The 20,261-nt window shown below is 46.8% G+C and carries 16 protein-coding genes; 6 read left to right on the forward strand and 10 right to left on the reverse strand.

The features are described from left to right. Positions 1 to 53 precede the first annotated feature (53 nt). Positions 54 to 1,064, forward strand: coding sequence for a zinc-binding alcohol dehydrogenase family protein (locus ADIS_RS21910; protein ID WP_035807357.1), 1,011 nt, complete (start codon positions 54 to 56; stop codon positions 1,062 to 1,064). Positions 1,065 to 1,148: 84 nt separating this feature from the next. Here ADIS_RS21910 and ADIS_RS21915 read toward each other — a convergent pair whose 3' ends face one another. Next, on the reverse strand, positions 1,149 to 1,802 hold the full coding sequence (locus tag ADIS_RS21915; protein WP_010856944.1) for an SGNH/GDSL hydrolase family protein: 654 nt from the start codon (positions 1,800 to 1,802) through the stop codon (positions 1,149 to 1,151). A gap of 252 nt (positions 1,803 to 2,054) precedes the next feature. On the opposite strand from ADIS_RS21915, the gene ADIS_RS21920 reads away from it, so the two are divergent. Then, on the forward strand, positions 2,055 to 3,128 hold the full coding sequence (locus ADIS_RS21920; RefSeq protein ID WP_010856945.1) for a DUF4407 domain-containing protein: 1,074 nt from the start codon (positions 2,055 to 2,057) through the stop codon (positions 3,126 to 3,128). 198 nt (positions 3,129 to 3,326) lie between these two features. Then, complete coding sequence (locus tag ADIS_RS21925; RefSeq protein ID WP_035807327.1) at positions 3,327 to 4,796, forward strand: sulfatase family protein; 1,470 nt, start codon at positions 3,327 to 3,329, stop codon at positions 4,794 to 4,796. 60 nt (positions 4,797 to 4,856) lie between these two features. Here ADIS_RS21925 and ADIS_RS21930 read toward each other — a convergent pair whose 3' ends face one another. Beyond that, positions 4,857 to 5,057, reverse strand: coding sequence for a hypothetical protein (locus ADIS_RS21930; protein WP_010856948.1), 201 nt, complete (start codon positions 5,055 to 5,057; stop codon positions 4,857 to 4,859). Between the two features lie 1,051 nt (positions 5,058 to 6,108). Here ADIS_RS21930 and ADIS_RS21935 point away from each other — a divergent pair. Both ADIS_RS21935 and ADIS_RS21940 read left to right on the forward strand, forming a co-directional pair. Continuing rightward, the gene (locus ADIS_RS21935) at positions 6,109 to 6,315 is read left to right on the forward strand and encodes a hypothetical protein (RefSeq protein WP_010856949.1); all 207 of its coding nucleotides are present in this window, start codon (positions 6,109 to 6,111) and stop codon (positions 6,313 to 6,315) included. Beyond that, positions 6,284 to 6,634, forward strand: coding sequence for a type II toxin-antitoxin system RelE/ParE family toxin (locus ADIS_RS21940; RefSeq protein ID WP_316931292.1), 351 nt, complete (start codon positions 6,284 to 6,286; stop codon positions 6,632 to 6,634). The genes ADIS_RS21935 and ADIS_RS21940 overlap by 32 nt, the downstream gene beginning before the upstream one ends. An 875-nt stretch (positions 6,635 to 7,509) precedes the next feature. On the opposite strand, the gene trpS is transcribed toward ADIS_RS21940, so the two are convergent. Further along, positions 7,510 to 8,484 carry a tryptophan--tRNA ligase gene (gene trpS, locus ADIS_RS21950; protein WP_035807331.1) on the reverse strand — a complete coding sequence of 325 codons (975 nt, stop codon included), beginning with the start codon at positions 8,482 to 8,484 and terminating at the stop codon, positions 7,510 to 7,512. A gap of 30 nt (positions 8,485 to 8,514) precedes the next feature. Between trpS and ADIS_RS21955 the strand changes: the two genes are divergently transcribed. Next, entirely contained in the window at positions 8,515 to 9,654 is a 1,140-nt protein-coding gene (locus ADIS_RS21955) for a DUF1573 domain-containing protein (RefSeq protein ID WP_051113379.1), read from the forward strand. 136 nt (positions 9,655 to 9,790) lie between these two features. Here ADIS_RS21955 and ADIS_RS21960 read toward each other — a convergent pair whose 3' ends face one another. The 7 genes from ADIS_RS21960 to ADIS_RS21995 all read right to left on the reverse strand — a co-directional run bounded on the left by ADIS_RS21960 (position 9,791) and on the right by ADIS_RS21995 (position 20,085). Beyond that, positions 9,791 to 10,837, reverse strand: coding sequence for an ABC transporter permease (locus tag ADIS_RS21960; protein ID WP_010856953.1), 1,047 nt, complete (start codon positions 10,835 to 10,837; stop codon positions 9,791 to 9,793). Further along, positions 10,821 to 11,789: an ABC transporter ATP-binding protein gene (locus ADIS_RS21965; protein ID WP_010856954.1), complete on the reverse strand. Its 969-nt coding sequence runs from the start codon at positions 11,787 to 11,789 to the stop codon at positions 10,821 to 10,823. Before ADIS_RS21965 ends, ADIS_RS21960 begins: the two co-directional genes overlap by 17 nt. 3 nt (positions 11,790 to 11,792) lie before the next feature. Continuing rightward, positions 11,793 to 12,845: a COG1470 family protein gene (locus ADIS_RS21970; protein WP_010856955.1), complete on the reverse strand. Its 1,053-nt coding sequence runs from the start codon at positions 12,843 to 12,845 to the stop codon at positions 11,793 to 11,795. 416 nt (positions 12,846 to 13,261) lie between these two features. Beyond that, positions 13,262 to 16,414: an AsmA-like C-terminal region-containing protein gene (locus ADIS_RS21980; RefSeq protein WP_035807367.1), complete on the reverse strand. Its 3,153-nt coding sequence runs from the start codon at positions 16,412 to 16,414 to the stop codon at positions 13,262 to 13,264. 217 nt (positions 16,415 to 16,631) lie between these two features. After that, positions 16,632 to 17,102 carry a hypothetical protein gene (locus ADIS_RS21985; protein WP_010856959.1) on the reverse strand — a complete coding sequence of 157 codons (471 nt, stop codon included), beginning with the start codon at positions 17,100 to 17,102 and terminating at the stop codon, positions 16,632 to 16,634. Between the two features lie 172 nt (positions 17,103 to 17,274). Then, entirely contained in the window at positions 17,275 to 18,111 is an 837-nt protein-coding gene (locus ADIS_RS21990; protein ID WP_035807337.1) for a DUF2490 domain-containing protein, read from the reverse strand. 12 nt (positions 18,112 to 18,123) lie between these two features. Continuing rightward, positions 18,124 to 20,085 (reverse strand): hypothetical protein, encoded by a 1,962-nt coding sequence (locus ADIS_RS21995; RefSeq protein WP_010856963.1) that lies wholly within the window; start codon positions 20,083 to 20,085, stop codon positions 18,124 to 18,126. Positions 20,086 to 20,261 lie beyond the last annotated feature (176 nt).

The following is a 20,261-nucleotide window of genomic DNA, read 5'->3' on the forward strand; positions in this document are numbered from 1 at the left end:
TGGAACCCAATTCGTCGGATTGGGTTCTTTTTTTTACCTTACACGAAAAAAACATGCACTATATCGTCTGTGAAACCCCTGGCAAATTAGTCCTTACCGAGAAGGAAGTTCCCGTTCCCCAACCCGGAGAGGTGCTGGTAAGAATCAAAAAAGTAGGCATCTGCGGCACAGACATCCACGCCTTTGCAGGAAATCAAGCCTTTTTCACCTATCCCCGAATCTTAGGCCATGAACTGGCAGGGGAAGTTGCAGACCCGAACGGACAGGCCGGCTTTAACCCAGGCGACAAGGTTGCCATCATCCCTTACGTATCCTGTGGATCCTGTATTGCCTGTCGGGCCGGAAAAACCAACTGCTGCAGCACCTTAAAGGTATATGGCGTACATACCGACGGAGGCATGCAGGAATATTTCAGCTTTCCGGCACAATTGCTCCTGCCCGCTCCCGACCTCAGTTTGGAGGAAATCGCCATTATTGAACCGCTCTGCATAGGCTACCACGCCGTGCAGCGGGCACAGTTTACAGCAGGTGAGACCGTTCTAATTATGGGTTGTGGCCCAATTGGATTGGCCATGATCCGTTTCGCCACTTTGGCAGGGGCGCGGGTAATAGCCGTGGATGTCAATGCCCAACGCCTTGAGAAAGCCAGGTCCCGTTTCGGCGCCGATGAGATACTTGTGGCCGGAGAATCGCTGGCAAATCAAGTCTCCGAGCTGACCGGCGGCGAACTGTGTCCGGTTGTAATGGACGCTACAGGAAACAAACAAGCATTGGAATCAGGCCTCAACTACCTAGCCCATGGAGGAAGGTATTTGCTGGTAGGGCTCTATAAAGGCGATTTGGCCATAAACCACCCGACCTTACACGCCAAAGAAGGCGCCGTGATGAGCAGCAGAAACGCCACCAAAAAAGATTTCGCAGCGGTGATGGAATTGCTTCGAACCAAGCAGTTCCCCGTAGAAGCCTATGTGACCCACGAAGCAAGCTACGACGAAATGATCTCGAAATTTGAGCATTGGACACAAGCGGACAGCCAAGTCATCAAGGCCATGGTCAGCTTTTAGGCCAAAAGCATGTAGGTTGGCAATCTAAAAGGGAATGATCATGGCAACGCTTGTTTCACCGGTGCTTGGTGCTTCCTATGTGGCTCAATTCATGTGTTTTCCAATCACTTTTGCCCAAATTTCATACCCCTTTCGGTTCATGTGCAGGTTGTCTTCTATAAAGATATCCGGCATCGGTTGGCCGTTTTTACCCAACATTGGCTTCCATACATCCGCAAAGCCGACTCCTTTGGTAGATCTAGCATACCGCTTCATCGCCGTATTCAGCTCCTTGTATTGATTGGCAAGGTTCCAGCGGGAGATACTCGGTTTTGCGCTGATAAACACTACTTCGGTATTGGGTAGGGCTGCATGAATGGCTCTGACAATTTGATCCATGGTCTGCATGATCTCCCCGGTAGTCTTTTTGCCAGAAATATCATTGTCCCCCTCATAAATAAACACCTTCTTCGGCTGGTAATCCAACACCAACTCATCCAGGTAGTGCAACAGGTCTGTTGCATGGGATCCTCCAAACCCGGTATTCACAACGCTATGATTGGGAAAATCGGTTGCTAGGTCCTTCCACAACCGCACACTGGAACTCCCTGTAAATACCACACTTCCACGGTGCTGATCCGAAGGATATTGGGCCTGGACTCTGCCCACTTCCTCCTCAAAACGGGTGGGATCTTGCGCAAAAGAAACCGAAAAAACCAAAAACGCAAACGACAGGGCAACGATACATTTCTTTCTCATAGGTGGGTTTATTTGACTAGTGTGATGCAAAGATAGCAACATCTGTACAACCAGCCGATTTCTGACTGTCTCAAAATCGAACAGCAGGAAATCAAAGCAATCCCATTACCGGACAGGCAACCTGAGACAACACCTGCTACTTCTACACGTTGAATTCTGCTTTTCAGCTATTTACAAGTAAAAACGATTGATTTAAATCCTTGCTATTTTCTAGCTCGGACTTTGCATTCCAATCGAAAAAAACCAAGCCTAATGAACAAACTTTCCCATTTTTTGTGGTTTTGCGCCGGAACCTACCGCCCACTCCTCAAACGATGCCCCACTGAAGCAAATAAATACGTAGGTATAGGGGGCACCGTTTTATTTACCGCCATCTTTGCAGGTCTGGCTGCGGGCTATGCGCTGCATACCGTTTTTGACGATCTGGTGGTTACCATCCTGCTGGCTTTGGTGTGGGCCACTGCCATTTTTAACCTGGACCGGTACATAGTGGGAACCATGCGCAAAAACGGCAAACCATGGACGGAATTCAAACTGGCTGCACCTAGGCTGGTACTTGCAATCGTTTTAGCGTTGGTTATAGCCAAGCCGCTGGAGCTTCGGATCTTCGAAAAGGAAATCAACCAACAACTAGCCACCCAAAAGCTGGAACTTGTGAAACAAACGAAATCGGCACTGGAGGCAAACTATCCGGAAATTGCCGCCTTGGATCTACAAATAGGGGCACTGCAAGAAGAAATAGCCGCAAGCCGCCAATTCAGAAACGAAAAACAGGGGGAGTATGACGCCGAACGGTTCGGAGTAAAAACGCCCGGAACCTCCGGACGTGCAGGGATAGGTGTGAATGCACGCAAAAAAGAAGAGCAACTGGATCAGGCCCAAAAAGCCTACGAGGAAACCGAACGACTCAATCGTATGAAGATCGATCAATTGGAGGTGGAGAAAACCCGCCTCAATCAGCTCAAAGAAGCGGCCTTGCTGGATCAGGAGTCAACCATCTCCGAAATGGATGGCATTGCCGCGAGGCTTCAGGCACTTGCCGATCTCTCCCAGGCACAGTCTGCCATAAGCCTAGCCAATAGCTTTATCATTCTATTGTTTATTTTATTGGAAACTGCACCTATTCTAGTGAAGTGGATGACTCCCCGTGGACCTTACGATACCTTGTTGGCCTTTCGGGAAAATGCGCTCATGCTGCATACCGAGGAGCAATGGTACCAAACGCAAGCAAAAACCACTGCAAGTAGGGAAATCTGTGACTTCCAGCTGGCCAACAGAACCACCCGCCTAAAAACCCCGGAAACATCGTCTTCAGACCTCATTTGAGCATGACCTAGGGGAATTTAGACAAACTTTTTTACCGGTAGTTTCGATTTACGACCAAATTTTCTCATTTTCAGGCATTGGATACTAACCATTCCTTTGGAACACGTTGTAGCAAGGCGAAATCGTCAATTAAGGAGAGAAATCATGCCCGATCTACCCAGCCTACCGGTGTAGCCAACTCAGAAAAAATTCCACCCCATGTGTAAATACCTCATTGGATGTTGGCTTCTTGCGATAGGCCTTTCCTGCAAGCCAGAAGCAAAGAATATCGAAGAATCGGAGCAACCCACACCACCCAATTTGGTCTTTGTATTCGCCGACCAATGGCGGGCCGATGCCCTTGGCTATGCAGGCAATACAGAAGTGATAACGCCCCATCTTGACAGGTTGGCTACCGAGAGTCTGGTATTTGAAAATGCGGTGGCGGTAACCCCCGTTTGTGCACCCTGGCGGGCTTCTTTTCTTACCGGGCAGTACCCGCTTACCAATGGACTGTTTTACAACGACAAGCCATTGCCTACCCAAGCCGTTACCATAGGAAAGGCCTTTAAAGAAGCTGGATACCAAACCGGCTACATCGGCAAGTGGCACGTCAACGGGCATCAACGTGGAGAAGACCCCTTTAGTGGCAGGAATAAACCAATTCCCAAAGAGCGAAGACAGGGATTTGACTACTGGAAGGTGCGGGAGGTGACCCACGACTATAACAATAGCTACTATTTCGACGAAAACGATGAAAAGCACTTTTGGGAAGGCTATGACGTTTTTCCGCAAACCGACAGTGCCATCAGCTATTTTCACAAAAACAAAGACAATCCGTTTTTCTTGGTGCTCTCCTACGGGCCGCCACATGATCCCTACTTTACCGCACCACAGGAATACAAAGACCTATATCGTGATCGCACACTTTCCCTGCGGCCAAATGTACCGGAAATGTACCAAGATAGCGCCCGACGGGTGCTGGCCGGATATTACGCCCACTGCACTGCCATTGACAAAGCAGTGGGGGATCTTCTAAAAGGACTCGAAGACGCAGGTATTGCCGAAAACACGATCTTTGTCTTCACCTCAGACCATGGCGATATGCTGATGTCCCGGGGCGTACTGAAAAAACAGCGCCCTTGGGATGAATCCATCAAAGTGCCCATGCTCATGCGATGGCCTGCCAAATTGGGGACCGTACGCAGGGATGTATACGACCCCATCAATACGCCAGACCTGGCACCTACCCTTTTGGGGCTATGTGGAATAGATCTGCCCGAAAGTATGGAAGGAGAAGATTTTTCAGCCGCCCTTTTCAGCGGGGAGGACCTGGGCAACGAAGCCGCCCTGATCACCCTTCCGGTACCCTTTCACGAATGGCAGTTTATGAATGGAGGCAGGGAGTACCGGGGGGTTAGAACCCGAAAATACACGTATGTAAAAGATTTGATGGGGCCATGGCTACTGTATGACAACGAACAAGACCCTTTTCAAATGAAAAATCTGGTAGGCGTTCCACAGTATGCACAGGTTCAGGAATACCTTGAGGCAGTTCTTAGCAAAAAACTGGCGGACACGCAGGACGAGTTTTTGCCGGCAGACACGTATATGCGGAGAAGGGCCTATATCTACGACCGAAACGACAGTCTTCGTCCCGCAAACTACTTGGAGCTAAATAGAGATTGATTCATGTAGTAGTTAATGGGCATCTTTTGCGCGTTTTCTTACCCTGTCTTTCACAGTGTTTCATGGGGAGAACTCCATTTCCCCGCTTTCATATTTTTCAAGCCTGCCGTCCAGTTCCCTCTGCTGTTCCGCACCTAATTCAAAAGAACTTTCCTGTCGCTCTTTCAGTCCCTGAAGTTTCTTAAGGATAGACTTGTCCTGAAGCTCAGCAACCCACCGGGTAAGGTCGATTTTAACAGATTGTACGTCCAAACCTATCATTGTTCTCCTCTTCGAAGTCAGCGATTCATTTGTGTATTTGATTCACCCCAGCGGAAGGGGAGCAAATACAGCCCAAAAAAGCGCTGGTTCGAAACTATTCTGAAAAAGAAATCAATATCTCCAAACATAGGGGCGTTAGCCCTTATATCTTAGTAGAACGAAGGTCGAATCATTCCCTGACGAATTGGACAAGGTGATGCGTGGAAGACTTAGTTGTTCTGTTGGAGCCAAATGGCAGGGCGGATAAGATGTCAGGGCTAACGCCCCTCATTTTTGCAATGCATGATTCTTTCTACTAAGATTGCAGGGCGCTGCCCCTTATTGTAGTTTGGCCCCTACTAACAGGACAAAGGAAACCCTCTGCATGTAGTTTGCCCTTCCTTCTTCATGCCCCAAGTTTAATTCAATCCACCGGGCTGATAATTAACGGCTTGTCCTACCCTCCTATCGTTTCCAATTTGCAATTGGAAACGGATGGAATTTCCAATAATCTACGGCGATCAAACCTTCTAATCCAGCATAATTTCTCACGCTCGAACACATGTAGTCTGCCATAGCTAAAAATACGGTATCCGTGTAGCATTCGTAAATTATAAAATAAACGATCGTAAATTGTTAACGGATGTTTGGTTAGCCTGTCTTTTCAAAAATATGCCAGACCGAGTTCGAAATGGCAAACCATTGTTTACTAAGACGTTCTTTACCAATCCATTACAAATGGCATTGAACGGATTAAGACTGCAAAGGAACTTAGGAATAGTAGGGTGTAGCCGATTCTACACCCCCGGGTAGGGATAGTTTCTTGTTCCGCAATATAGTCTACTCTTTTTTAGAAGAACTGTTTCACTATTTTTGCGTAATACAAGCTTAAAAGCTAGGCTCTAGTAAAAGATGCTAAACATTGGTAATAAGATTTCCGGAACTTAGGAGGGAAAGAGGCTGGTCTCAGGAAATGGATGAAACTAAAAAAAGGAAGCTTTTCGATATTATTGATACATACATCAGGGATTCTAAAGCCCGTGCAGCTTATGGCTCTTAAAACTCGAAGATTATGAAGGTACTACTGGACATAAAAGACGACAAAGCCCTACACTTGCTGGAAGTGCTCAAAGGGCTGCCATACGTTAAAACCAAACAGCTCACCGATGCCAAAGCCCAGCTTATGAGCGAGATCAGGGAGGCCGTGGAAGAGATGAAGCAAATCCGGGCGGGTAAAAAGCAAGCCCGTGACGCAGAAGATTTTCTCCGTGAGCTATAGGGTAAAGTCCATTGAGGTTTTCGAGCGCCAGGCCAAGAAGCTCACCAAAAAATACCCGTCCCTAAAATCCGAACTGGTGACCCTTGTACAGGAGCTGAAGGAGAACCCGGACCAAGGCACGGCCATTGGCAAAAGCTGCTACAAAATACGCGTGGCCATCAAGTCTAAAGGCAAGGGTAAGTCTGGCGGGGCCAGGGTGATCACCAACTTTATGGTGGCCAATGATGCCGTTTACCTGCTCTCCATTTACGACAAGTCCGGCCAGGAAAACATCTCCGATAAAGAACTAGACGAACTCCTGCAGTTTGTCCCGGAATGATAAATTCCGGACCTGCCGGGCTTCTATCATATCATTCTAAGGAACAATTGTTTGGCTCGCTTATATCCTACATCTTCAAGTATCTTTTTCGTAGCGGGATAGTTCGATCTACTAAACAGATTACGAATATTATCGAGTTCGCTTTTTAAGAACTTGCATTACCCCTCAGTTGTGGTTGGTTTATCTAAAGCCTGTTCATCATACAACAGAGCTTTTACCAATGCCAAGTCATAGGTATTTTCATCCCCTTTTGAGCGATGGGTTCAATTTCAGATTTGAAATTGCGGATGCGGTCCAATCCCAGGCATAGGCCTCTGTAATGTTTCTGTGAAAATTGCCTCCAAAAGTGGATATCCATGATCCCATCTTGCCTGATATGAAATGATCGACATGCCTCGCCCCATGGCCAGCAATTAGGTAAAAATCATGGGGATTAAAAAATGCTTTACTTGATATTAAAATCCGCACAATTTTTCCAGAAGCATAACCTGTTGTTTCACCATATCTGCCACCGGATAATATGCTCCCTCGGTCAATAGACCAATTATAGCTTCCATATTCCCCAAAAATTTTCAGTAATGAAGCTATTTAAGTTCTCCTGGCTTGCCCATCTGTGTGTAGTTTGCCCTTCCTTCTTCCAAGCCCCAGCCTAAATCAGTCCACCGGACTGATTATTAACGGCTTGTCCTACCCTCCTATCGTTTCCAATTTGCAATTGGAAACGGACGGTGTTACCAATAATCCACGGCTATCAAACCACCTAATCCAGCCTAGTTCCTTGTGCTAGAACGCATGCAATCATCAAGCTTTAAACACTCAGACGATGGGGCGAACAAAACCTGTGGTCAGGATTAATTCAGACTCAGATCAACAACCTATGCGTATCCTAGCTTCTTCCTCACCCTATTCAGAACCGATGAGGCGATCTCTCTTGCCTTCGCCTCTCCCTCCTTTAGAATCTGAGCCAGTTCCTCTGGGTGGTTCATGTAATGGTCGTACCGCTTTCTTTGTTCCGAAAATGTTGTCAGAATTAATTCGGTCAGCTCATTCTTGGCATGTCCGTAGCCAAAATTACCGCCTCGGTATTTTTGCCTCAACGCCTCGGTGGCTTCTGGTGTTGCTATCAGGCTGAACAGCTTGAACACATTACAGGTATCAGGGTCTTTGGGTTCCTCTAGGGGGGTACTATCGGTCACGATTCGGTTGACGTTTTTTTTCAGCGCTTTTTCCGGCAAGAAAACATCGATGTAATTATCGTATGATTTGCTCATTTTTCGCCCGTCAGTACCCGGGATGATCATTACCTCCTCACTAATTCTCGGTTCTGGCAAGAGCAATAGTTCCTCTTCCATCCGGTTGTTAAAGGCAGTAGCAATATCTCGGGTTATTTCCAGGTGTTGCAGCTGGTCCTTCCCCACCGGCACGATGTGGGCATCGTAAAGCAGAATGTCCGAAGCCATCAAGACTGGGTAGGTAAACAGCCCCGCATTCACATCCGAAAGCCTATCGGATTTATCCTTAAAGCTGTGGGCATTGGCCAACATGGGGAACGGAGTGAAGCAACTTAGGTACCAAGTAAGCTCGGTAACTTCCGGGATCCGTGATTGCCGATAAAAAACCGTACGATTCACGTCCAGGCCAAAAGCAAGCCAAGCCGCGGCTACCGCCCTCACATTCTCCTCTCTTGCCACACCGTCTTTCAGGGTGGTCAGGGAATGGAAGTCGGCAATAAATATAAAAGACTCGTTGTCCTCCCGTGAGGCCAAAGCCACCGCCGGAAGAATAGCCCCTAAAATATTACCCAAATGTGGCTTTCCCGAGCTTTGAATTCCTGTAAGTACTCTTGCCATTAATCAATTTTTCGCGCAAATTAAGGAATTATGCACATACTTCGCTCCGAATTTAGCGTTATTTGTACCATGATCAAGACGCTCGTTCTCTCCGCCTCTATCCTTTTGGTTTGCACGCTCAGTGTTCCTGCTTATAGCCAGGATCTTGTACGTCCGCTGTTGGAATGGGAAACCAACGCGATCAACCTAGGTTCCATTCTTGAGGAAAACGGCTCCGCGGAAGCAAACTATTTCTTCACCAACAAGAGCGGTCGAAGTGTACTGATCGAAGAAATCATAACAGACTGTGGTTGTACCACGGCCGATTACACCCGGGATACCCTCAAGCATGAGGAATCCGGCCACATTACGGTAGTTTTCGAACCAGGAAGCAGCAGAGGAGGGCCTTTCTCCAAGTCCATATTAGTAAAGGTAAGCGACAACCCTAACCTGGATACCCTGCTATTGGAGGGCTTCAACGTGCCTTTTCCAATGAATGCGGAAAAACACTATCACCTGCTTCGGGGAGGGCTGGGATTCGCGCTGCCGGTAATCCATATGGGAAACGTATTTACAAATGAGCCCAAAGTCAAGCAAGTGGACTTTTTCAATTTCCACGATTACCCCGTACAATTGAACCCAAACCATGAACTATTGCCTCCACATATACAGCTGAGAATGGTTCCCGCCGTAGTTACCGCCAAGACCAGGGGAATTTTGGAGGTAATCTACAACGGAGAAGGAAAAGGAGATTTGGGATTTTTTGAAGATGAAATACAATTCACGCTGCTTTCCGAAAAAAAGGAAAATGTTCCCTTTAAGGTGATTGCAAACGTATTCGAATATTTTGCTCCAACGCCCGTTGCAGACATGGATTATGTGCCAAGGCTCGAGATACGTGAAACCGAAGTGGACTTGGCCAAAATCGACAGCAAGGTCCCCATTTCCAGAATGATTACCCTCCAAAACAAAGGAAAGCAGGAACTCCAAATCCGAAAAGTGTCTGCAAACTGCGAGTGTATCAGCATATTGTTGCCAAAGAATACGATTTCCCCCGGTGAGCGCACAGATCTAACCATTACCTTCGATCCAAAAGACCGGAAAGGTTTGGACCATAAGGCCATTACGATTTTCAGCAACGACCCCATTCAGCCTGCGCAAACATTCATGGTAAAAAGCCGGATCAATTAACCAAGTTAGCGTTGGCAAAAGAATTTGTACACGGGCAGTCATTTTTCTCCTCCGAACAAATAAACCGATACGTGCATTGCTTTTTTTGAAAACGCCCCGAGATCAACCACCTTTTTAAAGGAAAGAGATTCGCAGGTTATCTGCTGCGAATCTCTCTTCTCATAAACGCATAATAGGCCAACCCAAAACAGACCGCAGTGGCCGCCAGTAAAGCAGTAAGCTGGGCCCAGACCAGCAAAACACTCTGACCAAGAGGTAGCGGACTGGGAAGTGCGCCGACAACCTGTTCAGAACTTAACGGCCCCAAGCTTCTGACCGACGGCATCAACAGCGTAGTAGTGGCATCGCTGTACAGCTGACTGGGTACAACTCGCATCAGATTGGTCATAAACTGCTGGTACTGGATAATCTGCTGTGGATGTGCATAGTCGGAAGGTGCTATGGCGCTTCCAATCAAGTTTACGATGATTCCGTAAAACACCGTGAAAAACAACCATACCGCAATAACCGCCAGCGCAGATGTGGCCGCCTGTCTGAACCGGACGGAGAACAAGATGGAAAGATTAAGCCAAAATCCGACGTAGCAGACACTCACCAGAATAAAAATCAGTATCCGCAGAAACTCCTCCGGCGTAGGCGGTATTCCGATGCGCAATATTCCCAGTCCTACAAAGAGGAAGGTAAGGCTACCGAGCAATACTGCTACGACCAACAATCCCGCGGCAAACTTTGCATTCAGCCACTGATCGCGGAAGATTGGCTGTGACAATACCCTTGCCAGGGTACCTTTGCTGACCTCAGAATTGACGGCGTCAAAGCCCAGGCCTATTCCCAATAATGGCCCCAGAAAACTGATGAACACCACAAAAGAGGGCAGTCCCGACCCCGAAGCTGAAAACAGCTTCAGAAAGAAAAAGGCGTCCTCGGGATCCGTAACCTTTACAAAATCATTGAAATGCAGCAGCCCGGTGATGAGGGATCCCAAACAGGCCAAAACGATCACCCCCATCAGAATGATCAACCGCCAGCTATGGATATGATCGGAAACCTCCTTCCTCACAATCACCCAAAACGGCAACGGGGGGCGATTGTCTATTGCCCGATCTTTAGCGGCCCATCTATTCCAAACTTGCTGGAGAAAGGTTGTTTTCAACGGTAGATTTACTTCATTTAGCCATTTCATAAGCGTCTTTTTCTTCAAAATAGCGTTGATAGATATCGTCAAGTCCGTATGTGGTATGGGTAAGTTGATGTAGCGAGGCTCCGGTGTCCAGAATAACCCGGGCAATCTCGGAAGAAAGCTCCTTTTCCCAACCTATTTCCAGCTCCCCCTCCGTAGACCACGTCACCTTTTTGATTCCATCAACTTTAAGCAGGGCTTGCTCCAACTCTTGGGGATAGACGAAGTCACCAAGCGAGACCTTGGCCTGAATCTGAAACCGGTACTGGGAAAACAGTTGCGCGGACAATTCCTCCACGGTACCTTTGGCTATCAGTTTGCCGGACACAAACAGCCCCACCCAGTCGCATACCTGCTGCACCTGATGCAGGTGATGCGAAGACAACAGTACCGTCAATCCTTTGGTGCGTGCCAGTTCAGTAATCAAGGACAGCAACTCCTTCACCCCCTTGGGATCTATCCCAAGCGTGGGCTCATCCAAAACAATGACCTCTGGATCCTTTATCAGCACGTCTGCCAGGCCCAATCGCTGGCGCATGCCCCGCGAGTAGGTTTTTACACGCTTGTCCGCGGCGGCTTCCAGCCCAACGGTTCTTAGGAGGCCATCTACCCTCCGCCGGGCATCCTGCTCTGATATCCGGTTCAAGCGGGCGGTAAACAGCAGGTTTTCCCGTCCTGTTAGCTCATCGTAAAAACCCACGTCTTCCGGCAGGTAGCCTACCTTGGTTTTTACCGCCACGGGTTCCTTGGTAGCGTCATGGCCGCATACAATCGCCCGGCCTGAACTGGGCTCCGTCAGTCCAATCATCATCAGGATTGTGGTGGACTTTCCGGCACCATTGGGCCCTAACAGGCCGACTATTTCTCCCTTATGGATTTCCAGGTCAAGGCTATCCACCGCCTTGAATGTGCCATAGGATTTGGAGAGCTTGCTAAGCTGAATAACCGGCTCCACCGCCTACCTCCTTCCGTATTTGGTGAACAACTGGAAAACACCGCCAAATACACCCAGGATAAGCATGACTCCCAGCCAACCCCAAACAACGGGTGTCTTCACGGATACCCGAAAAGTCGCCTTTTCCGAAACTTCGGGTGTGGTGGCCTCCAACGTGGCCATGTAGTCGCCAGCTATGGCCTTGTTTGAGGCTTGGAGCGTTGCAAAAACCTGAACCGTTTCTCCGGGCGCCAAGGTCGCAATTTCAGCAGGTTCGTAGGCGACATCCCAATCCACCGGAACCTTTCTGTCCAACTTCAGGCCATTGATAGTCGAAGATCCGTTATTCCGGACTACCAGTTCGATGCGCTTGGACTTACCGGCAGTCACCTGGGTGCTCAACATACCCGAGGGCGTGGTAAATTCCAGCTCATAGGATCCTTTGATAACTGCTTCCAGTTCCAGGTTAGCGGTTGTATTGGCAGTGACCGCACTTACGGGCACTTGGTAGGTGCCAGCCGAAATACGCTTGGGTGGCGTCACCTCAATGGTGACATCCTGGGTTTGGTTCGCTTCAATGCTCACCGAACTAACCTGCTTTCCGTTGGCTCTAAACAGCACATTCCAGCCCCGGGGTGCCTCCGTGTACAACGCATAGGACTGCGGCTCAGAAGTCATGTTCCTTAGCTTGGCGTTGTAGGAAAACACCGCACTGGAATGCCCCTCTATATTGGACTGATTCGACGTAAACTCCGTCTTAAAGGTACCGGTCTCAGAAACATTGATGGTAATTGGCAGGGTGTACAACCCACTTGCGATCACCTGAAACCGGTAGGTTCCTTTTTCGACCCGGTGGGGAATATCCACTTTCAGGGCGACGGTTTTCTTTTCTCCCGGCAGAACAGACACCTTGGAAACAGTCCATCCGCCGGATTTAAGAGAATACTCCCAGCCATCGGGCATACCTGACAACACTATCGAGACATCACGGATAGCGGTTGAGTTGTTGATCACATCGATGGAATAATCGATGGATTCTCCGGGAGGCACCGCAATTTCAGGGTAGGGAGTATACAAGGCCACGGTATTTGCAGACGCAAGGTGACCACCGAGATGCAAAATCCACAGGAAGTGGACCCATTTGATTACTAGAGAACTTTTCGTACAGGTTGACAATAAAAAACGTTTCATGATCTTTTAAAGGCTTTAGTACGGCAACAAATTTAAAAGCCCCAAAAAAATCGCTCAAGACCTGAATTGTTAAAAAATGTTAAAGAACATTATTTGTATTTAAGAAGATATACAGCTACACTTGTACGGATTAATGGTGAAATCGCACTATTGTTTCGCGATATCGAAACCGCCAATAATTCAGGCGAACCCGTCAAACAAGCTGGTTTTCAGATTTTTCGGCAAGTTGGAATAGGGGCTTGGATGCTAGGTATATGAAATGGCATTTCAACGAAGGTCCCGCTAAGGAGCCGATTCTCCTCCTACTGCCCCCTGTCACGGCCCAGGGACACCCGGAAGTTATTGGGATCTCCGGCAATGTTCAGGTTGACAAAGCGGATCCGCCTATTTTGATCACGAAATACGATGGCGTCTTCCTGCTCTGGATCTACGTCCTCCCGTGTCCTACCTCCAAACAACGACCGGAAGCCCACTTGGGTCACTAAACCCAATGGAATACGGATAAAATAGTCCATGTTCAGATCCAAGCTTTGGCGACCGGACATCTCTATAAAGCCCAAGCTTGAGTTGATATTCATCTTGGGGATATGCAGTACGCCATTTTTCAGGTCAAAGGTATTCTGTAGCGTATCAAACCGCACCACGTTAAGGTTTCGATCACGGAAATAGGACGACATGGCACGCAAGGGGGCGAAATTCACCAAGCTGCCATCATACACCACCAAATCCATCCTGGCCTCACTTTTTTCTACGATGGGCGTTAAATCGGGATGAACCAAAAAGCGACTCACAATAGTGCCACTAACCTTCCCGTGTAAATTCTCGTTGATCATAACATCTTGACCAAAATTGTCAAATTTTATCATCATGCGGTCGATATCTAATTTCTCTGCCACCATGGTCGAGTGAAAGTAGATGTTTGAGGAATCAGACCCATTGAAGTACCCATTCATCGCCAAACTGCCATCGGCCAGCCGAACATGTAAGGTGTCTACGTACAGGAAATGGTCGGGTGTAGTTCGAAGCACCGCCCGCAAATCCTCAAACCAATAAGTATGGTAGTTGAGACGCTCTATGTCAGCGGTAAACTTCATGTGGCTGAAAGGCAACTCAAAAATATTGAACGTGTCTGCATGGTTCACGGGCTCCTTCGAATAGGGGTCGTAGTTTAACAGGGCATCCAGATCCAAGGCCTTCGCCCGGATGGCGAGGTGATTGTCCCTTATTTTGTTGACGGTATCCTTACCCGAAAAATAGGCCAAATCCATTTCAAACTCACTTTTCCCCATTCGGCCACCGAGCTTTTCCACCAAGATGTTTCCCTTATCGATCTTTACCCTTCCGGAAAAAGACTCGAGTTTCAGCGGGTGCACGTTAAACTTTCCTTCCAACCGATTGACCATCAAGTCTGCGGATTGAAAGGTGGTATCGTAGTTAAGATCCAAAGCCCCCTGAAGGTTAAACCCACGAAGTACCTCGTCCCTATAGCTCTCCGGGAGGTAATTTTCGCCGTTATAGCTCAACAAATCCCTAACCACCAATGATTTGGATGTCAAATTGAAATCGAAACGGGATTTTCCGGTCTTTACATCACTGAACCACTTATCGTAATTGGTGAGAATTCCGGAAAACTGGAAATCACTGGTATCGATGTAACCGGAAAAATCCTCCACAACCAAACGACTTGGCTCCACCACTATCTTTACATCAAACTGGTGCAACTCATGGGGATACTTCTTCAGCTTGCCACTTAAGTCTTCGATCCTAAAGGTACCCAGGGGAAGGTTCTCAAAATACGCCAGCTGCTTGCCGGTAGAGGCAAATGCCAGCTTCACGTTAAAATCAGTCAACTCCTCGGAGGTGGACGCCACCAATGCCGAATCGAAGGCTAGGAGCTCGGAAAAAGCAACTCTGTTAGATTTCGCCTCCAGCTTGGCCGTCACCGGCACGTCCCTGCGGTGGAAAACCGCCGGGAAGTCGCTAAGCTCTCCCGAAAACTCAAAGTCCGATTCCGCCACTTTAAACCGCAGAAAATCCAACCGAATCCGCCCGTTGTCCATGACCGCGTAGCCGTTGGCATTGGTCACCGCATGGGGGTAGCCAGGCAAGGTAAAACTTAGGTTTTTGAGCTGGAGTTCGCTGTCCAACCCTTCCTTGAGGCGGGCTATCTGGTCGGCAGGCATATCCAGGTCGATCAACTCATCGAAATCCATATCCAACAATACCTGGCCCCTAATCCTTCGCAGACCCTCTATCTCAAAAAACTGACCCAAAAACTCCAAATCCAGGTCTGCATTCAGATTGACCTTAATAAAGGGATCTTCAAAGTTTCGAATTACCAATTGGCCTTGAAATACCCCCTCTTCCGGTTTGGCATAGAAATTCTGCAGGCGTAACTCGGATGTACGCAGCGATTTTTCCTTTCCATTGGTAAAAAAACCCGAAAAGCTCAGTTCATCGATACGCCTCTCGGCCACGGTGTTTACAAAAAAGGCATTTTCACATCCGAATTCCACCGCGATGGAGGGCATTTCACCATTGCCTGCCCTGCCGCGAATGGTACCCAAAAAGTAAATCTGCCCCTCATTCTTATATCTTTTCAATGCATCCGCCACATCGGTGGGAGCAAATGCAGAAAACAAGCTAAAGTCCGGCTTCTCTCCGTAGATCTTCAGGTCCATGTCCAGTTCGCTGGCTACGCCAACGGTACCTTCTACGGTAAACACGCCGTCCTGGACAGCCAGCCTGGAGGGAGAAATGGTAAGCAGCTTCTCCGCTACTTTATAATCTATGTCCCAGTCCAGCTGTATGGCCTTGTTTTGAAAAAATGTCGGCTGACGATCTTTGCTGACGGTTAGCACCATGGAGGTCTTCACATCCAGAAACACATCGGTGTCGTTCATGCCAATGGATGACCTGATCTGGGAAACCTCCGCCAATACCTCCTGACCCATGGTGGTATCGGAAAAAGAGAACACAAAGTCCTCTACACGAATTTCCTTCAATTTAAAGCTGACGGCCTGATTACTCGCTCCAGCTTCCGTTTCCATGGCGATCGCCTGCAAGAGATTGAGTTCTCCCTGGTCATTTTTTACCAGGTCTACAAAACCCGAAGAAACGCGGATTTTCTTTACATTGTAATGGCCGCGGATTACTTCGAGGACATCAAATCCCAAATACAGGTCGGAAGTTTCGAAAATCGGCTCACGGGTAATGTCCTTGGATTCGTAAAAACGAACGCCCTGAAGGTCTATGGAAATATAGGGAAACTGGGCAAAGGGCGCGATATGGGAATCATCTATAACCAACAGTCCTGCAAACTGGCTATTGACAGATTCCAACGCCATTTGCGTGAGAGCACGTTGATTTTTGTAAACAGCAAAAACCGCTGCGGTCACCAACAACACCGGCAGAAAGACCATTACGCCCAGGATAATCCACCTTCTTCTAGTCATGATGAACATAAATTAGTGAGAATGTGACACAAAAACCATTTATTAAGTTAAGTCTGAAAACGATGTTTTTTAAGAAAAGTTCTAATCTCCGTTGACCAACCATTTGGACGAAGAAGGTACCGGGTGGGAGGTCAAAATAACGAAACTTGAACCTCCACAAAGGGGGAAAGTTAACCAATGTTTGAAGATGTTTGCCAATGGTTTCAAAAAATAAAGGTTAGTTGATGAAATAGGTTAAACCGATCTTTACTATTAATTCGCCGTTATTTTGTGGTTGGAATTTCAATTCTCCATTTACACCCAGTTCATCGATCAACTTATACAACAAACCTCCACCAACATTAAGCGTCTGCCAATTTCGGAAAGCTACCTCCGGATTGAACTCATACCTGCGCCGAAAATTCCCAAATCCCAAAAGCCCATACCATTGCGCTTTCTCCTCGGTAAAGTAATACCTCGCATCCAGATGAAGGTTACTTGCTTTCCCTGTTGCAGGAAAAAGGATGCTTACATTAGGACTAAAGGATATTTTATCAACAAAAAAATATTCAGCTGAAAAATTCATCCCAAACAACACCCTTTCAAACCCAATATCGTTTCCGTATTGTGCACGAAATTGACCCTTGTATTGAGCCATGGTGGCACTGGACCAGCTAAAAAAAAGTACTAAAATCAGTAATCGTTTCATATCTCTTCAATTGATTTTGAATGGTCATGACTTGTCCCAAGAAATGGTTTGCCAAGCTCGGATTATCGGGAAATTTTTTACGTTCAGTCTATCCTTCCAACTTTGTATCACCTACCTGATGGCTGTCCGCTACAGAGGGATCAAATTTCCTTGGCTTATTAATCCAGTGTAGTTAAAGGGCCGGAAGACTCCGGATAACAGGCTTTCGTTTGTTGCGAAAATCCAGCGTATACATTACATTCAGGCGTATAATATGGCGGTTTCTGTAGATACCCGGGTTATTTGTAGGGCCATAGGTCCACATGTGGCCTCCAAAGAACATGAAATTGTTTAAGGTATAGCCAATGGCCGTGTATACCCTGTTTTCCTCCAAAATATCCCGCTGCATCTTTCCGGTCTCAAAGAATATCTCGTTAGATGGCGCCAGGAAGAAGGTTCTGTTTTCCATTCTAGGTTTATTAAGCGGAATATACGCCACAATCTTATAACGATACCTATCCGTGTAGATGTAGTCTGCCCCTATCAAATTATCCCGCTTGAACCGGTGCTCAAACCGGAATTGATGAAGTATCTTAATACCGGACATGGACTGAGTCAATAACCATTGATGCCAAAGTCGTGGCTCCAACGTAGAAGTCACAAAACTGGGGTCATCAGGATTAGGCGTAAAATTCCAAACCAAGGTAGGCCCTACTGTGACCTCAAACTGATCGTTGAAAAGATAAACAAATCCTGCCCGGTTGTACAATTGGCTCATTCTTCCGACAAAATCGGAGCGGTTGTCAATGCTGTTTCGCCTACGGTAGTGGTTTTCTTGGTACCAAAAAACCCGGTCGGACAACCTCAATTTAAGGTAAAGTCCGTTCCAAGACTCGGTCGTGGGGGCCAGACCCCTGCGGATAGGCTCATTTGGCTCTGAGGCTTCCTGGCCAAACGCCATATTCCAACTAAAAAACAAAGAAAGTATCGGAAGAAAGATAGACCTTTCTAAAACATAGAGTTTCGTCATTTTTCTGATTTATTAAAGGTCAAGAGCTGATTCTATTCGAGAGGCCGTATGCCTTCTTCCCAATCGCCTTTCAATTGATCGTGTATCTTGACTCCTTAGCTCAAGCATCCTGTCTTGGAGATTTTCAATTTTAGTGATGTAATCCTTGATTTGGGTGTAATCAAATTCAGTAAGCATGCTTTCCCTATAATGGTTATATAAAAACCTATACGCTTCGAAAAGTCTCTCCTTAGCTCTCACATCGTAACGAGTGTAAGTAAAAGGGTTGAACATTTCCTCCATGTAGGCTTCATCCAACGCTTCATCCCGTTCAAATAAAATTGAAATGGAGGGATACCGCTTTTCCAACTCATCAAACAGATCCAAAATCACGTTTCCCCTATCTACTTTCGTTTCAAACTCTATGGCCGATGCATATTCTTCACTCAACGATACATAGACCCTTTCCAAAAATTGATCGACGAAAGACTCCGCAAAATCCCGCTGATTGGAACTGGCCGCGGAAACATGGTTCATAAACAGCGTGTCCATCTCAGCCTTACGATTCAAAATTAGAGCCTCCAATGCAACTAATTTTGAATTTACCTCTATTTCGTACAACTCCCTTTCGACAAAATCACCAATCCTGTTGACAGTCACAAACTCCTCCTCTAAACTCGCCTTTAGGGTACTTAGCACTTCAGAGGGACTATCCAAGTAAAACTCCCTCGGAATAACCTTACGCAATGTGTCATCTTGATAAATGTAAGTAATTGAATCCTCCGCAGTAAGAAAACCAAGTCCACCTTCGGCATAATTTCCCAAATCATAATAGCGTACCTCTCCGGTTTTCAACAGATCCACCAAATACTCCATCTCAGCCAGCTTTCCCGAGGTCTTTCCGAAGTATGCATGAGCAAAAGCAAGCGAATCACTTTTGGACCTATTCAATGCCAACGAGTTCATTTCCTTAAAACGTCGTACTGAATCGCTGATCTGGTCAAAGAGGGTGGGAATTTCGACCAGTAGGCGCTCTTCCTCCTCCGATAGGTCATATTGAAACCTGCTCGTATAAAAAGGGAATCGCACGATTTCGCCCCCATCATCGACCGAGTCATCGTATCTCATCAAATCAAGAATAAAATCACGTAGAAATCGATTTCCGGACCGTTGAATTTGCCGCTCTTTCGACATTGGTCTAAAGCCGTCATTATAGTACGGCTCAAAAGTTCGGTCAGCTATCAGAAACCCATCGTTTTTTCCGTCGTTAATTTCAGCGAGCTTTCTTATTGTGGCATAAAAAACCGCTTCATCGATTATTTGGCCACTCTCCAAATCCCTCCGAACTACCCCAAGCAAAAACCCGTCTTCATAGTTTCTAACTTCCGACACCAACGTCGAATCTTCCACATATACCAAAGACCACTCACCCTGCATTAGCCCTCTGCTAGTCAACCTTCCTCTAATAAACTGCGTGTAACCATGCAAAAAATTTCGGTATGAGACATTCCCAATCATTACTCCCGAATCAAACCGGATATCCTCTGCCTTTGCACGAATATCCTTTTCATTGTCTTTAAATATATTTTTTACCAACTGCCATTCACCATGGGGCAAACCGCGCTGATAGGTTGCTTTGATTTCGAGATCTTCGCTTTCCAATTGCGCAATAAGCTTAAAGTCGATCACATCGTCCAATATGACCTTATGCCTTTCCTGATCGTATGTCCAGTCACCAGTCTTTTGGTTATCCTCGTACGAACCTCTTACTTGAAACTTTGTGAGAAGCGTCCTATCAAGGGAGTCTATTTCTTTCCTATCAAATGAGAAAAACCCATTTAAAATCCTATCCCCATCAGCCCCTTCGTCATACTCAAATGTAGCTTGGCCTAATTTCCCTTTAAACTCATAGGGCCCGTCAAATAAAACCCCGCCTTGACTGAAACAAAAAAATGAAACAAAAAAAAGATAAAGTAAGATAAATGTTGACTTCATTTTGCTGGATTTGTAGACAGTTGTATCGCTCATGTAACAATAGTAAACTTTATCGGTTTAAAAATGGTTTCAACGGGTAAATTCAAGTAAAAGCTCCATATCAAATTTTACGCCAAAGAAAATAACATTTTTAAATTAAACCTGAGACAATTTAGTGTATTTATTTTGATATATTA

This window comes from Lunatimonas lonarensis, from assembly GCF_000390185.1.
GTDB classification, from domain to species: Bacteria; Bacteroidota; Bacteroidia; order Cytophagales; family Cyclobacteriaceae; genus Lunatimonas; species Lunatimonas lonarensis.